The 15839-nt window shown below is 39.6% G+C and carries 8 protein-coding genes; 1 reads left to right on the top strand and 7 read right to left on the bottom strand.

What is annotated here, in order from left to right:
- Window positions 1–23: 23 nt before the first annotated feature.
- The 5 genes from argE to ACQ2HF_RS03320 all read right to left on the bottom strand — a co-directional run bounded on the left by argE (window position 24) and on the right by ACQ2HF_RS03320 (window position 7498).
- A complete protein-coding gene (gene argE / locus ACQ2HF_RS03340; RefSeq protein ID WP_432412106.1) occupies window positions 24–1187 on the bottom strand; it encodes an acetylornithine deacetylase in 1164 nt (387 codons plus the stop codon).
- 7 nt (window positions 1188–1194) lie between these two features.
- Entirely contained in the window at window positions 1195–2610 is a 1416-nt protein-coding gene (locus ACQ2HF_RS03335; protein WP_432412105.1) for a YfcC family protein, read from the bottom strand.
- Window positions 2611–2644: 34 nt separating this feature from the next.
- Window positions 2645–3487: a cyclase family protein gene (locus tag ACQ2HF_RS03330; RefSeq protein WP_432412104.1), complete on the bottom strand. Its 843-nt coding sequence runs from the start codon at window positions 3485–3487 to the stop codon at window positions 2645–2647.
- A 28-nt stretch (window positions 3488–3515) separates the two neighbouring features.
- Entirely contained in the window at window positions 3516–6344 is a 2829-nt protein-coding gene (locus ACQ2HF_RS03325) for a TonB-dependent receptor (RefSeq protein ID WP_432412103.1), read from the bottom strand.
- Window positions 6345–6535: 191 nt separating this feature from the next.
- Complete coding sequence (locus ACQ2HF_RS03320) at window positions 6536–7498, bottom strand: hypothetical protein (protein WP_432412102.1); 963 nt, start codon at window positions 7496–7498, stop codon at window positions 6536–6538.
- 175 nt (window positions 7499–7673) lie between these two features.
- On the opposite strand from ACQ2HF_RS03320, the gene ACQ2HF_RS03315 reads away from it, so the two are divergent.
- Entirely contained in the window at window positions 7674–8231 is a 558-nt protein-coding gene (locus ACQ2HF_RS03315) for a cupin domain-containing protein (protein ID WP_432412101.1), read from the top strand.
- A gap of 49 nt (window positions 8232–8280) precedes the next feature.
- On the opposite strand, the gene ACQ2HF_RS03310 is transcribed toward ACQ2HF_RS03315, so the two are convergent.
- Together ACQ2HF_RS03310 and ACQ2HF_RS03305 are read right to left on the bottom strand one after the other, a co-directional pair.
- The gene (locus tag ACQ2HF_RS03310; RefSeq protein ID WP_432412100.1) at window positions 8281–9042 is read right to left on the bottom strand and encodes a cyclase family protein; all 762 of its coding nucleotides are present in this window, start codon (window positions 9040–9042) and stop codon (window positions 8281–8283) included.
- Between the two features lie 247 nt (window positions 9043–9289).
- Window positions 9290–15718 carry an HYR domain-containing protein gene (locus tag ACQ2HF_RS03305; protein ID WP_432412099.1) on the bottom strand — a complete coding sequence of 2143 codons (6429 nt, stop codon included), beginning with the start codon at window positions 15716–15718 and terminating at the stop codon, window positions 9290–9292.
- Window positions 15719–15839: the final 121 nt, after the last annotated feature.

Below are 15839 nucleotides of genomic sequence, written 5' to 3'. Positions count from 1 at the left end.
GGTTTTTGACTATTTATATTTTATTAAGACTGTGAAGTAGACATTTCCTGAATTAGTTTTTTTAGCATTGCTTCTCCTTTTTGAAGTTGTTCTTTTGCAATAAATTCATTGGCGGTATGTGCCTGAGCAATAGATCCAGGACCACAAATAACGCTTTCAAAACCACCTTGCGCAAATTGTCCCGCTTCAGATGCAAATGATACTGCTTTAAAATTGCTGCTTCCTGAAATTGTCTGTATTAGACTAGCAATGTCTTTGTCGTGATGTGTGTCTAAATGGACTACTTCCGGGTGTTTGGCTACCGTTTTAATTCTAAAATCTGAAAAAACAGATGTAAGTTCTACTTCACGCTGCTCACAGTGCTGTTTAAAATCTTTTAGAATAGCGTCCACCGAGTCTGTTGGAATGGTTCTTAAATCCCAGGAAAAAGTAGCTTTATCTGCAATCACATTTGGAGCAATACCGCCATTAAATTGTCCCACATGAATGGTGGTATGAGGTGGTTCGAAACGTGCATCTTTTTTATTTGTTTCTATAAGGGTGTTCATTTTGGTTTCTAACCAAAGCACCAATCTAGAGGCCTCGTGAACAGCACTTACTTGCTGTTTAATTCTGCTGCTATGTCCAGCCGATCCATTTACTTGCGTAACAAATACAATGATTCCTTTCTGTGCAAGAATGGGTTGTAACATGGAAGGTTCTCCAATAAGCGCATATTTCGGCTTTTCGGGATAGGTTTTTTTAATGTGTTTTACCAAATCCGGGGCGGACAAACACCCTATTTCTTCATCGTATGAAAAAGCAAAATAGATAGGTTTTGCAGGCTTCGCTTCTATCATGGTAGGAAGCAGGTGTAAGCAGATAGCGATAAAACCTTTCATATCGCAGCTTCCTCTCCCGTATAATTTCCCATCTCCTTTATCGGTTAGCTGAAATGGATCGGTATCCCAGGCTTGACCCGTTACGGGAACCACATCGGTATGTCCCGATAAAATGATGCCACCATCCACCGCAGGGCCAATCCGGCAATGCAGGGAAGCTTTTGTCCCTTCTTCATTGGGAACTAAGGTGACTTTAATTTGAAAGGATTCAATATACTCTTTAATCCAATTGATAATTGTCAAATTGGAGTCTCCCCCTAGAACAGGGAAGGCTATTAATTTTTCTAAAATTTGTTCTGTTGTCATATTTTTTTTAATTGTAACCCGTGGCAACTGCAACGATTAAGGCAACGCAAGACATTAAGAGTAATACCAGGACCATCGGGAAAATGAAGCGTAACCATCTATCTAATGGCACCCGGCACATAGCAAGCATAGCGATTAAGCCACCCAAGGTAGGGTTTACCAAATTTGAAATACCGTCTCCTATTTGAAATGCCAATATGGTGGTTTGCCTAGTGAGTCCTAAGGTTTCGCCTAGTGGAAGCATAACTGGCAAGGTTGCCAATGCCTGTCCGCTTCCAGACGGAATAAAGAAGTTAATAACCGATTGGGAAACGGCCATACTGATTGCTGAGGTATAAAGCGACATATCTTGTAATAGCAAGGCGAGGTTATAGGATATCGTATCGCCAATATTACCCATTTCCATCAATACTTTTATAGTAGTGGCAAACCCAACCATAAAAGCACCAGGCGCAGCCAGAGAAACGGCTTTTAGAACGGTTTCGCTCATTAAAGTTGCTCCCATTCTTGAAACGATCCCACAAAGTAATGCGATGATTAGGAAGACCGCCGAGAGTTCAATAAGATACCAATTAAGATTAAAAACCCCGTAAATAATTACCGCTAGACCCATCAAGAATATGGAAAGTACAAGCCAGTTGTTTGCCGTAACGCTATATTCCTGTATAGGTTTTGACAATGAAATCCCTTCTTCATCAAGGCCTTTGCCCAAACTTTTTTCAGGATTCTTTGTAATTTTTTTGAAATACCTCACATTATAATACGCCATACTGCTCAATGCGATGAAACATAGTACACTTCGCAATCCATATCCAGAGAACATAGCCAATTCTGCAATTTTATGACCTGTGCCCACCGTGTAGGGATTAATAGGGGAGAGACCGAAGCCTATGGTCATAGCCCCCACTGAAATACCTGCCGCCAAAATAAGATCGCCTCCTAAAGCAAGGCTTAATACTGCTGCGATGGGCACCATGGCAATATTGTTTTCATACCCCACGGCAACGCCCAGAAACCCATAGATAAAGGTAAAAATGACAATAAGAAGGTGCTTTCTTCCGAAACCCATTTTTTTCAATAAGGTGCCGACAGAATTTTCCACAGCCTTCGATTTTTCCATAAATGCAAACATAATAGCACCCGCAAAAACCACGAAGATGATATCTGCTGCCGACTTAAAACCAAGCGGAATGGCTTTAAACAGACCCAGGAAATCTATGGGTGTAGATGTAATAATTTTATACGAATTGGGAACAACTACGTTTCTACCATTTAAGAGCACCCGGTCATAACTTCCCGCAGGAAGGATATATGTTAAGACCGAAACCAAAACTATAATGCCAAAAAGCATGGTGATGGCGTGGGGTGTTTGGCGTAAAAATCTTTTTACAAACGACGGTCTTTTCTCTTTGTTCTTATCCATTCTTGTTGAGGTGTGTTATATAGCACAGTAAGGATTATAGGTTTTTGTTTTTAGGAACTATCGCTATAATTCGTAACGGACCGCCACTGCCTCCCTTAATTTTCATAGGAAGGGCTATTACCTGAAAACCTTTTGCTGGGAGTTTATTTAGATTGGCAACATTTTCAAAAGCCGGGATGTTTTCAGAAAGTAAAATTACATGGCTTTGAAAGGTAGTCGATTGGCCATAATCTATACTTGGTGTGTCTAACCCTATGCTGCTAATATTCCTATTGGCAACCAGCCAAGTAGCTGCTTCAGGAGACAAGCCCGGAAAATGTAATTGTTTTACAGCTGCATCACCTCGTTCTTCGGTGCCCAGGTATTCTTTTTTGTTTGGATAGAATTTAGAAAATCCGGTTTCCAGCAGGACGATGCTGTTTTCTGGAATAGTACCATTCATTTTTTCCCAGGCAGTAAAATCTTCAACCGAAATTTGATAATCACGATTTTCACTTACTTTTTCAGCAACGTTTATTTTAATACCATTGCCCATCAATTGAGTCAAAGGAATTTCATCTACCGATTGGGCATTGGCTGCAAAATGAATAGGTGCATCTATATGCGTGCCTCCGTGTTCGGCAGTTTCAAAATTATTGGCTGAATAAAAATAGCCGTTGTCTGTTTCACCAAAAGCCACAGTATCCAGTTTGAACTCTTTGGCAGTGACCCAGTAGATGGATTCTTCAGAAAAAGTGTGGGTGAGGTCTATAATGTTGCCATCAAGTAATGCGTTTGCTTCTGAAGGCGTTAATTGCGCTTCTACCGTTTTAGTTGTCTTGCGCTCACATCCAATAAACAGGGTACAAAGAGTGCATAATGTGATTAAAAATTTCATAGGGTTGGTTTCGTTGTTTCATTCAAATTTAAAAAGAATACTGAAGCATCAGGTTAAGCTTAGTCCCAAACTGGTCAAAGTGATACCCAAAGTATGTTGTTTGATCGTATCGCTGATTAAAGGTAATAAGATTTGATTGCACCTGTGCAGGGGTAAGGCCTACTGTATTGGTTGACACATCGTTAAGTATGGCATCTCCAGCTGCGTTCTCTCCTTTTAGCTCCCACTCGGGAAGGATATTGAGTATATTATTAATGTTAATTGAAATGGCAAGCTGATTGCTAATATAGTAGGTAACTCCGAGATCTGTCACAATTTTAGGGTTGAATTCGGCTCTCAGGTTGGTATTTAAACCCGCATCTTTAAAGGAGGCTTTTCCAAAATAGGTGTTGTTTAATGTGAAATAGAAAGCGTCCAGATGGTAGTCTGCTCCTAAGATCCACTTGGTCTCTGGTCTGGAGTTGAAGAGGGAAGATTCTAAGGAACCATCGAATACAGATTGTCCCCCACTTTCAATCACCGAAGGGTTATTAATCTCTCCATTCCGTTCATTCTGGATGGTATAATTTCCAGAAAGATTGAGCCCTAGCGTACCTTGACCAATGTTTATATTTTTATAATTAAGCACTACATCCAGCCCAGAAGTTCTGGTGTCTAGCGCATTAATGAAAAAACTTACACTGTTTAGATTGTTGTTTCGTAAAATTTCATCTAGCGGTGTTGTACCTGTATTTATTCCGTTGTCGTCAAATTCGGTTCCTTTAATATCGGTACCTAATACAATCCTATCTCGTATAGCGATGTTATAATAATCTACCGTAGCACTAAAGTTTTTTGAGATTTTAGCACCCACACCAAAGGTGAAGTTTGTAGATTTTTCACTGTCCAATTGAGGGATTCCAAGCAAGCGTGCTTGAGGGGATACGTTGTTTATAAGCCCTGTTACCAGCAAGCCTTGGCCTGCCACAAAACTATATTGTAATTTTTGAGAATAAATCTGGTGTAAGGTAGGCGCTCTAAATCCTGTAGAGGCAGAACCCCTTAGGGTGATACCATTTCCTAACTTGTATCGGGAACTCAATTTCCAAACTACCGCTTCGCCAAAGTCTGAGTAGGTTTCTACCCGTAACGCTCCATTAATTAAAAATTGTTCGGTTACATCGTAAGAAGCATCTATATACCCGCCAAAGTTATAACGGTTAAACGTGCCAGCATTGTCTGGGCTGCTTCCTGCATACGAGTCGGCTCCACCACCATCATAGGATGCCAATTCGCCAGGGATAATTTCAAAATTTTCATTTCTGAATTCAGCTCCAAAAGCAATACTCACCTTTTCTGAAAGTGTTTTGGTGATATCTAAATTTCCAACATTATGCGTAAACTTAGCACCTCCAGAATCGAAATTAATGGGGCTATTTTCTCGGTATAAGCTAACGCCTTCGGTAATTTCACCGTCATCTATCATGCCATTGTTGTTGGCGTCTATAAATGTGGAAGGTGAATAAACAAAATTTCTGTTGTGTGAATTACGAACTGTGTAGCGTTGTACATTACCTCCTGTGGTATAGCTTACATCGTAGGTCCATCCATTTTTTTCAGATTTGAAACCCAGCGTTCCGTGGTAGTCATTTAAGATACCATCGAAGGTAGGTACATATCCGTCATAATTATTAGGCGCTCCTTCGTCAGGGAAAAAATTTGCCAAATAAGGAAAATCCTCCAGCGTTCGCCAATAGGGCGTTCTATAATTGGCAAAACTATTGATGCTTTTATAGGCATATTGGGTGTTTGCGTAGAGTTCTAAATTGTCTGTTAAGGAAAGGCCGCCATTAATCAAAAACTTTGCGGCTGCTTTTTCTGGCGAACCGTTTACGTTTTTAGCATCGGGGTTTCGCGCTAAAAACTGATTTACAAAGGCAATATCTTCTGGCGTTCCATCGGTAAAATCTGAAATTTCTCCTGCTGCGTTAACTTTTCCGGGTCGGTTGGCCCGGTTGGATTTGGAGAGTTCGATGGTATAATTCACGAACCCTTTATCATTTAAAATGAGATCTCCGTTATTTAAAGAAAGGCCTATATATTCTCCATCTCCTTCTGAAGTGATTCCAGTTCGTACCGTAGCAGTTCCATTTTTTGGGTTCTTTTTCAGCACAATATTTACAACGCCAGAAATGGCATCAGATCCATATTGAGCCGAAGCGCCGTCACGTAAAACTTCAATACGCTCAATGGCGTCTATAGGAATTCCAGAAACGTCCGATCCGGTTTCACCTCTGCCCGCGATACCGTACGTGTATACTAAGGCGCTGAGGTTTTTTCGTTTCCCATTTATTAATATGAGTGTTCTACTAGGGCCTAAATTTCTAATCTCGTACGGGTCTAATAAGGACGTAGCATCACTAACGGGTGTGGTGGTGGTGTTAAACGAAGGTATTTTATATTGTAATGCCTGATCGAACGAAAGTTGCCCCGAACTTGCTAGTTCTTTTGAAGAAATATTATCAATAGGCAATGCATTGTCCAACACACTTCGTGCAGGTGTTCTGGAACCTACCAGTACTACTTCATCCAGGGACAGCCCATCTTTCATCTGTATATGAAGTACAGCTTGGGTGCCCACTGTTATTTTCTGTGTTTCAAACCCTACTGAAGAAAATTCTAGGATAGCATTTTCAGTAGTAGTAATGGTGTATGCGCCATTAAAATCTGAAACAGTACCGTTATTGGTTCCCGTTTCAATAATATTCACACCGTTTAAGGGCTGATTAAAACTATCGGTTATAAGGCCTGTAATTTCTATTTGGGCGTTTCCTAGAACGGGTGCTAGTAGCAAAAAGAAAATAAGTATGTTTTTCATGAGTATGTGGTTAGTTAAAAACATTTCTGAAGGTGTCAGGCATGTTTCATTTGGTTTTAACTCAAAGAACTAACTTTCTGAAATAGCTTACAATACGTATACCTACGTATATGAAATTGAAGGGGATACGAGTCTTTTGGGACAAATTTTTTCTGAAGATGTTGCATGTTAAGCACAAGGCAACTTAGTAGTTAAAAGAGGTTTAATACGGTAGTAAGATTCTGAAAAAACAACGCGACAAGTATAGATACTCCTAACCCTACAAGTAATTTAAGCATGTCCTTACCCACAATTGGAAAAACATTTTTAAAGGTATAGGTTGCGCTATTTCTGGTGGCTATAGCTAATTCTCTCCCGCATAAAACACCAACAAAAACCCAGGTGGTGCTCATGGGGATATTACTATGCTCTTTAAAGAGTAATAATATAAATGCATAAAACAAATCTATTAACGTAGCACTTCTTACATAGGTAGTATCTTTTTTAGATAACACTATTTCCTGTATTTTACCTCCTTGTGTTTTAAAGATATACCCAAGCCCTACTACGAAAATTATTGCTACAGCTATGAGTATGTTTACATCTAATTTTCTTGGTAAAAAGACGGCTATATTTACTAACCCGTGTGTTAACCAGGTATACCATAAAAAACCGATAGCTCCCCATTGAAATATACGCCAATACGGTATATGTTTTGTTTTAATAGGTTTTGATTCTTCATCCCATTTACTTAACCACAACCATAATACATAAGCAGATACAGCAGCTAAGCCATAACCAATGCTCGACTTAAAAATTATTTTTTCGAATACTAATGAAGAAGAAAATGCGCTTAACACTAACAATGAAGTTGAAGCGGGCACTCCCTTTTTTGTAAGGATAAACAACACTAATGGAGCTAAAACATAGTACCACTTTATTTCAACAGGAGGAATTTCAGCCAGACGCCCATATGAAATATCTCCATCATTGGTAATCCAACTATAAAGTAACGTTCCTACCAGAATAACCGACATATACATCCATTGTTGGCGCCACTTACGTTTATTATTACTCGCAATAAAAGTTCCAAAAGTTTGTACACTATCATTTCCTATAACAGAGTAGGTCGCTAATAAAAAACCTAGTATCATCCAAATCGTAAGCGCTTCCATATGGTAGTAAATTCGTAAGAAGCTAAACTACCTTTTTAAGGTGCTAGCTGTCAATACGTACACCTACGTATATGAAATTTGAAAGTGAATGTGTTCTTTTGTAGTGCGGTTTTATGTATAGCCAGGAGCTGTTTTGAACGCCGCATTATTTTACCATATCTTAAATTCAAAATATATGAACTATCGAATCACAGCAGTACCAGTCTTCATTTTTTGTTTTGCTTTTTATAGTTGTAAAGACCGTAGTAACTCTATTGCAGAAACTATAGAGGCTCATCCCAATGCATTGCATATAGCATCAAACGAAGGAACAAAATGGAATGTTTTGGGCTCTAAGATTACCGGAAAAATTTTAAGTAAAGATACCCATGGTGCATACTCGGTAATTATAACCGAGACGCCACCCAATGGTGGCCCGCCTAAGCATATTCATACCCACGAAGATGAACTGTTTTATGTGCTACAAGGTCATTACGAGTTTACGAATGGCGATGAATTAATTAGCGCCAAACAGGGCGATATAATTCATTTGCCTAAGGGAAAAGCACATACATTTAAGAATATTGACACGATAACAGGGATCACTATGAACACTATAACTCCAGGTGGGTTTGAAAGGTTTTTTGCTGATGTTTCTTCGCTTTCAAAAAAGAAATCCTTTGGTAAAAAGCAAATAGATTCGCTTGCCAAGAGTTATGAAATCAAGTTTCTGAAATCCGACTCGAATGAGTAAATAGGATATGACTTATAAGATTATAGCGCGTCAAATTTTATAAAGGGTATTAATCGAAAATCGCAACCACTCGTGCAGGTGCTGCCGAAGCGCCAACAATTTTTAAAGGAAAAACAGCTATTTTAAAACCAGTATAGGGGAGCGCATCCAAATTCACAAGTTGTTCCATATGGCAATATTCCTTTCTTTGTCCGACCAAATGTGCCTCCCAGAATAACTCTGAATCACCCGTTTCTTTGGCCTTTTTAATCATGTAAGGAAGTGGCAAATCCCATCCCCAAGAATCAATGCCCATCACTTTGATGCCTTTGTCAATAAGCCATTCGGTTGCTTCTGCGCTCATTCCAGTCCCTTTTTTATGAAAATCTTTTGTGCCGTTGTATTTGTCTCTCCCCGTTTTAATAAGGATGATCATGCCTGCGGAAATGGTTAATTTGTTTTCTGTTAAGAATCTATCGATATCGGCTATCGTAATTGGGTCGAAATCTTCTTTATGTTTCATATCAACCACCAAGCCCTCGCCATAACACCAGTCCAACGGAATTTCATCAATAGTTTTGGATTTTTTACCGTTTGTAGTTGGCGAATAGTGCCAGGGGGCGTCTATATGGGTCGTAGAGTGCACGCCCATTTTTTGAATGGTATCATCGGCCCAGCCCACAAAACCTTTTGGGTATAAGCGAGATGGTAATCCAAAAGCCCGAAGAATCCATTTTGCTTTTTTATGTGCTTTATGCTTTATTTTAACCCTCATAAACCAGGGATCGTTTTTATTGTACTGAATTGGTTTTGATAAATCTATTATTTTCATAGTTACAATTTTAGCATTTATAACGGAACCTCATTAGTTGTTTGGGGAGCTAACGTAAATTTCTGAATAGTACGATTTTCTTACTCGTCTTTTCAAAGGTACGTTTTGCTTACGTTGAATAAAATACGTACCCCTACGTATAGAAATTGAAATCGGGCAATAGCTGTTTCTTGTAATTAAAAAAAAGCCTTCTCCGATTTCTCGAAGAAGGCCAGTCTTAACTAAATTAAATTTCTAGTATTGAAACTTACTCTTTCACCAATTGCTTGATCACTTGACCGGCTTCGGTGTTTATCAATATCATATAAGTGGCACTTGCTAGTTCAGAAACGTCTAATCGTACTTCTGAAGTTGTAGCACTAGCATCAACTTTCTTAATAAGTCTTCCCGTTACATCATAAATACTTACTTCTTTTAATGGGATGTTCTGTGGGTTGCTCAATAGTACAAAGTCTGTTGCTGGGTTAGGATACATCGTCAAACTAGCGCTATCGAAATTATTTTCACCAACACCTAATGGCGCTACTACTTCCAGTTCGAATACATATGAAGCCATGTTACCGAAGTCATCTTCTACACTCAAAGTAATATCGTAGACACCTACGGTAAGAACTGTGCCAACCACTGGGTCTTGAGTTAGGACAATGGCTGCATTGCGTACGCTACAGTTGTCTGTTACCATTACGTTCGTGGTAAAATCTTCCAGGATATATTCTCCGTTTCCATCGGCCATACGTACTTGGTCTTCCGGAAGGCTTCCCTGGTCAAATTGTGGCCCTAGCTCATCTACTACTGTTACGATTGCAGTGCAACTAACAAGGTTTCCGTTTACATCACTGGCAAATACCGTTACAGTAACTGGTATTCCTAAGTCGTCACAACTAAAATCGTCTATGTCCAATCCAGTGGCACTAATACCACAGGCGTCATCTACACTGGCAATTACATCGCTGGCTACAATACTTACCATCCCGTTTGCACCTAGTGGCACTGTGATGTCCTGGCAAACTAAGATAGGTGGCGTATTGTCTACAACCGTTACAATAGCTTCACAGCTGGCACTGTTCCCGTGCGCTTCTGTTACTGTTAGGGTGACACTGTTATCGCCAATTTCGGCACAGGTAAAGGTATCTGGTGTTGCGGAGTAGGTAAATAGTCCTCCACAAGCATCTGTACTACCTCCATCCAATAAGGACGGATCAATTATTACAACACCGGTTGCATCTAATGTTACCGTGATATCCTGACAGACCACTGTTGGTGGTGTTAGGTCTTCCACGGTTACGATGGCAGTACAAGTGGCTGTATTTCCTGCGGTATCTGTTACGGTCAACACCACATTGTTGGTTCCAATATCTGCACAGCTAAAGGTGTTTATGTCTATACTTAAGGTATCCATAGCACAATTATCGGTACTTCCTCCGTCCACATCGGTTGGGAGAATAGTTGCATTTCCTGCAGCGTCCAGTTGTATGGTAATATCCATACATACTGCTGTTGGAGCTTCGTCGTCTACTACGGTGATGGTAAAGCTACAGCTAGTGGTGTTTCCGTTTACATCGGTTGCTGTATATTCTATAACGTTAGAACCTACTGGGAACACGCTACCACTTGGCAATCCTGCTGTTTGTACTAGAGAAGCAATACCACAAGTATCTATTGGGATAGGATCTGCAAAACTTACCGTAGCCCCACAAATGCCTATATCTGTTCCAACGGTGAAGTCTGCTGGACAGTTCATCAAGGGATCTATAGTGTCTTGCACCGTTACTATGGCCACACAAGAACTTGAGTTTCCGTTTACGTCGGTAACGGTTAGGGTTACATTGTTTGGTCCTACGTCTGCACAAGTGAAATCAGTTTTATCGATGGATGTATTTGCTATTCCGCAGGTATCTGTCGATCCATTATCAATATCGGCTACTGTGATACTTGCATTTCCGTTTGCATCCAGTTGTATAGTGAATGGTGCGGCACAATTGGCTATGGGATCTATGTTGTCTACAACTGTAACATCTGTGGTACAGGTTGAAGTAGTACCGTTTACGTCGGTTATTGTTAAGGTAACGATGTTTACTCCTACATCGGCACAGGTAAAATCGGTTGTGTCTATGGATGTACTTGCTATTCCGCAGGCATCGGTAGAACCCTTGTCAATATCATTCACTGTAATATTTGCCATCCCATTTGTATCTAATTGTATGGTAAAAGGTGCTGCACAAAGTGCCAATGGTGGTATGTTATCTTCAATGGTTACTTCTGTGGTACACGTAGCAACATTTCCGTTTACATCGGTTACTGTTAAGGTAACGATGTTTACTCCAACATCTGCACACGTGAAATCGGTTATATCTATAGATGTACTTGCAATTTCGCAATTATCTGTCGAGCCGTTATCAATATCGTTTGCTGTGATGCTTGCATTTCCTGTTGCATCTAGTTGAAGGGTAAAAGGTGCGGCACATGTTACTGTAGGCGCTATGTTGTCTTGTACGGTAACCATTGTAGTACACGTAGCCACGCTGTTATTATTATCTGTTACTGTAAGGGTAACCGTATTGTTACCGATATGAGAACAGTCAAAATCTGTTTGACTCAGGGAAAGAGAAACAGCTCCACACGAATCATTCGAGCCGTTATCTATTGTAGCTGTGTCAATAGTTGCATTCCCCGATGCATCTAGTTGGATAGTCAAAGAACCAACGCAAAGCGCATTAGGAGCTGTTGTATCCTGTATGGTAATTATTTGATTACAGGTTGCACTATTCCCATTTACATCGGTTGCTGTCCAAGTTCTGGTGATGACAGATTCATTACCAGTTCCAGCTACCGAGTTATCTGAAAAACTAATCGATGGATTAGCATCACAAGTATCTGTTGCAGTTGCCATTCCTGTATTAACAGGGTCTGTACTTTCGTCACATTCAATAGTCACATTTGCTGGACAAATAACTGCTGGTGGGGTAGTATCGACAACGGTAATTATTTGGTCACAGGTTTCGCTCCCTCCAAAATCATTCGTTGCTGTCCAGGTCCTGGTAATGGTCATTTCATTTCCATTCACATTACTAATAATATCCGCGGAAGAAATTACGATGGTAGTTCCTCCGCAACCATCGGTAGCGGTAGCGGTACCAGTATTGGCAGGATCTGTGTTTTCATCGCATTCAACTGCAACATCGGCAGGACAGGTAATAACGACAGGATTACACGGACTATCATCAAAATTAATTGCGATGGGTCTGCTTCCAGTATTGTTTTTGATAACAATGGCAGCTGTACTGTTTGTGAAAGCTGCATTTGTATAGGTAAATTCTAATTCTGAAACACTATCACTAGATTCATTGCTAGTGGCCGCACCACTAAGGATAAGTTCAGCTTCTGAACCATTGGCATTTATATTCAATGTTGGAATTAAGCCAGCCGGTAAGTTTGTAATGGTAAAATGTGTGGGAGATGTTAGCACTCCTGAAGGATTGGTAAAAGTATCTCCAGTAAGTATTACATTTCCAACTCCTTCAACAGCACCCAGATTGGCGGCTGTTTCATCGAAGCCAAATTCTGAAGTTATGGAGTACCTATTTACATCTTCGCCAGTACTGTCTGTAATATAAAGCCTGGTTCCATCGGGACTTAGCGTGATGCCTTTCGCTCTTGAAATTTGAGCAGAAGCATCATAGTTTATATTTGTGTATGAGGCTGAGGTAATATCAAAGGACACCGTTAAAGCGTATTGAAAAACAGTGTTGAAGTTAGTTACATACATTAGTGTTCCATTAGCATTAAAGGCAGTGTCAAAAGCATCATTTGCGCCTGTTTGACCCCCTACACTAAATTCAGAAGCCGAATAAACAGCCGAACAAAGATCGAACGGACTACTAAGATCATATTCAACTATTTTTGTAGGTCTTCCAGTGACGTACATTTTAGTGCCAGAGGGATTAAAGGTTACGCTAAAAGGCGTGGCAGTTTGTGGATTTACGCTATAACTGAAATTGAGGGTTGCAGTGGCTACTTGATATGCCGTTTCAAGATGATATTCAAGTACACTATCGGTAGTTTCTGAAAGCACGTATAACTTGGTGCCTCCTGCTCCGAAGGTAATACCACTAATGCCAAGTCCTGTAGGAAGTTGTAGCGAACTAATAAAAGTTCCCCCAGAGCCAAAGGGTGTTCCAAGGGTGTATTGATCTATTCTTGCAGTAGTTCGTTGTGAAACAATCATGGTAAGACCATCATCGCTAAATGCAGCATCTCTGGGATTATCTCCTTGCGAGCTAACAGATTTTCTCCCAAGATACGCTACCGGATTGTCTAAAGATGCGTCATTGGCATAAGTAAGAAAAGGGTTGGCGATAAAATTTATGGGTAACAAAGAATTGGCTTCAATACTATTGGCAACATTTGCCGCTGCAATATTAGCAAATGCTGAATCGTTAAAGGTGAAATTGAGGCTTCCAATTTTATCGCTGCTATTGTTCTCGACTGCCGCACCACTAAATGTTAATGTTCCAAATCTTCGCGAAGGATCTACTGCAATAGAAGGGATTAAACCTGAGGGAAGATTGTTTATTGTAAAATGTGTAGGACTCGTAAGTGTTGTTGTACCTGCTACAAACCTCACATTTTCTGTTAATAATACACGTGTACTACCTGCAACAGATCCATCATTCGCGGGATTTTCATCGAAACTACGTGGAATTGTAAGATCATATTCTGTTATGTTGCTATCTGAGGCTCCTACAACATATAAATTTTGTCCGTCTTTTCCGAATTTAAAACTGTTTATGAATTGCTCTTGTGATCCAATATAGAAGCTACTGTCAAATGTTGACGATCTAATATCGTATCGAGTGCTTAAATTGTATTGATATATTTGTTCAAAATTTGATCCACCTATAAACATTTTAGTTCCATCCGGACTAAGCTCTACGTCAAGGGCAAAAAGGTCTTGACTCGTTCGATCTACACTATATAGAAAATTTGCAGAAGATATATCGAAGGGCGTGTCTAGTTTATACTGATATATTCTTTTGTTAACGAATCCCGCCATGTACATATAGAAGCCATTGTCACTAAAAGTAAACCCGAAGGGATCTCCATCTTGAGCGGAAACATTTAGACTATTTCCTAATACAGCCGTAGTTACATCGAAGGGCAAGCCTAAATTATATTCTTTAACACTATCAAAGGCAAGGATAAACATTTTAGTTCCATCATTATTAAATTCTAACCCTCTAGGATTTATTAAACCAGCAGTAATTTGAAAGAATTCTGCCGCTACTGCTGAGTCTGAATCGTAAGGCTTACTTAAGTTGTATGCCTGCACACGTTTTGGGCCATTACTGTCTCCGGATCCAAAAGACACAAACATCTTTAAACCAGTATTATTAAATGCTACGTCGTAAGGAGCTCCGTTATCTGTTGTGATCTGAAATTGACTAGTAAGCGTTGGGGTATACTTTATACTGTGGTTATCCCCATATACTAAGGCTGGGGGATCAATAAATGTTACTCTAATGTTACTACTGGCATCTTGACTGTTACCCACAGAAGTTGCAGGTGTTGCCGTAAATGCAGCATTGGTAAAACTAAACTTTAAGCTTTCCACATTTGCCTCGATCGAATGTAATTCCGAATTTCCAGAAATGGACAAACTTGTAGAATATCCGTTTGCAGCTACATTTAAGGTAGGACTTAAACCTGCTGGAAGATTGGTGATGGTAAAATGAGTGGGAGAAGTTAAAGTGCCTCCAGCATTTGTAAAGGTATCTTCGATTATTTGTATTTTATCGCTTCCCATGATACTCCCATCATTGCTGTTATTCTCAAGGTATCCGCTGGGAAGATTTAAGTCAAATTGATAAATAAACGAATTGTTTTCACCTGCAACATAAATTTTGTTTCCATCTGCATTAAAAGCTATCCCTGTAATTCTTGTCGTTGGGCCACTTAAATCTAGTGAGGTAACAAAAGTGAGCGTCGAAATATCGAATGGAGTAGTTAAATTATATTGCGCTACTCTTCGTATACCATTTCGTGAAAATAATTTTAGCCCATCGGGACTAAAGACCAAATCGTTGTTTAGATCTCCTGTAGAAACCGTTGTAGTATGCGTTGCTGTATTCACATTAAATGGTGTAGCAAGCGTGTATTCAATAATACCTCCAGAAAATCCCATTATAAACATACTAGTACCGCTATTATTGAAGTCTATGTTTGAAGCCGCTAATGTTTCATTACCAACATCAAAACTTTGACTGAAAGTGGGAAAATTTAATGAGTAAGGGGAGCTTAACGTATATTGTCTAACTACAGCGTTTTGTACTATGTAAACTCGAGTACCAGTAGCATCAAATGCAATACCACTTTGAAAAGAGACTCCTGAAAAACTATGTGTAGAACTATACGTTGCGGTACTAACATCATATGGAGTCGCTAGATTGTATTGTTTTACGCCACTATTTCCTCTATCGGTAATATACAATCTCGTACCTGTATCATTGAAAACTAAATCGGTTGGAATACTCACATTTGACGAAATGTTCCTAAACCCATCTACGCTTGGGCTATGGGTAATGTCGTACCACTCGCCGTAATGCAAACTAACCTGCGCTTTACTGGTTAAAAACGTGCCGAAAAAAATTAATGCCAATAGGAATAGTTTCGTTTTCATAATAAAAAATTTAGCTGAGTTGTGTAACAAATATATTTTGTAACTGATTGGCAAACAATACGTAGACCTACGTATCGATATTTAAAAAACTGAATGTCAAACATTTGAAATTTTTAGAACC

The organism is Rasiella sp. SM2506 (genome assembly GCF_050859505.1).
In the GTDB taxonomy this organism is placed as follows: domain Bacteria; phylum Bacteroidota; class Bacteroidia; order Flavobacteriales; family Flavobacteriaceae; genus Marinirhabdus.
This window is presented reverse-complemented; position numbering and strand designations above follow the sequence as displayed.

Excerpts from the sequence above, each read along its gene's own strand:
- argE (WP_432412106.1), bottom strand. The coding sequence starts at position 1,187 with ATGACAACAGAACAAATTTTAGAAAAATTAATAGCCTTCCCTGTTCTA.
- ACQ2HF_RS03335 (WP_432412105.1), bottom strand. The coding sequence starts at position 2,610 with ATGGATAAGAACAAAGAGAAAAGACCGTCGTTTGTAAAAAGATTTTTA.
- ACQ2HF_RS03330 (WP_432412104.1), bottom strand. The coding sequence starts at position 3,487 with ATGAAATTTTTAATCACATTATGCACTCTTTGTACCCTGTTTATTGGA.
- ACQ2HF_RS03325 (WP_432412103.1), bottom strand. The coding sequence starts at position 6,344 with ATGAAAAACATACTTATTTTCTTTTTGCTACTAGCACCCGTTCTAGGA.
- ACQ2HF_RS03320 (WP_432412102.1), bottom strand. The coding sequence starts at position 7,498 with ATGGAAGCGCTTACGATTTGGATGATACTAGGTTTTTTATTAGCGACC.
- ACQ2HF_RS03315 (WP_432412101.1), top strand. The coding sequence starts at position 7,674 with ATGAACTATCGAATCACAGCAGTACCAGTCTTCATTTTTTGTTTTGCT.
- ACQ2HF_RS03310 (WP_432412100.1), bottom strand. The coding sequence starts at position 9,042 with ATGAAAATAATAGATTTATCAAAACCAATTCAGTACAATAAAAACGAT.
- ACQ2HF_RS03305 (WP_432412099.1), bottom strand. The coding sequence starts at position 15,718 with ATGAAAACGAAACTATTCCTATTGGCATTAATTTTTTTCGGCACGTTT.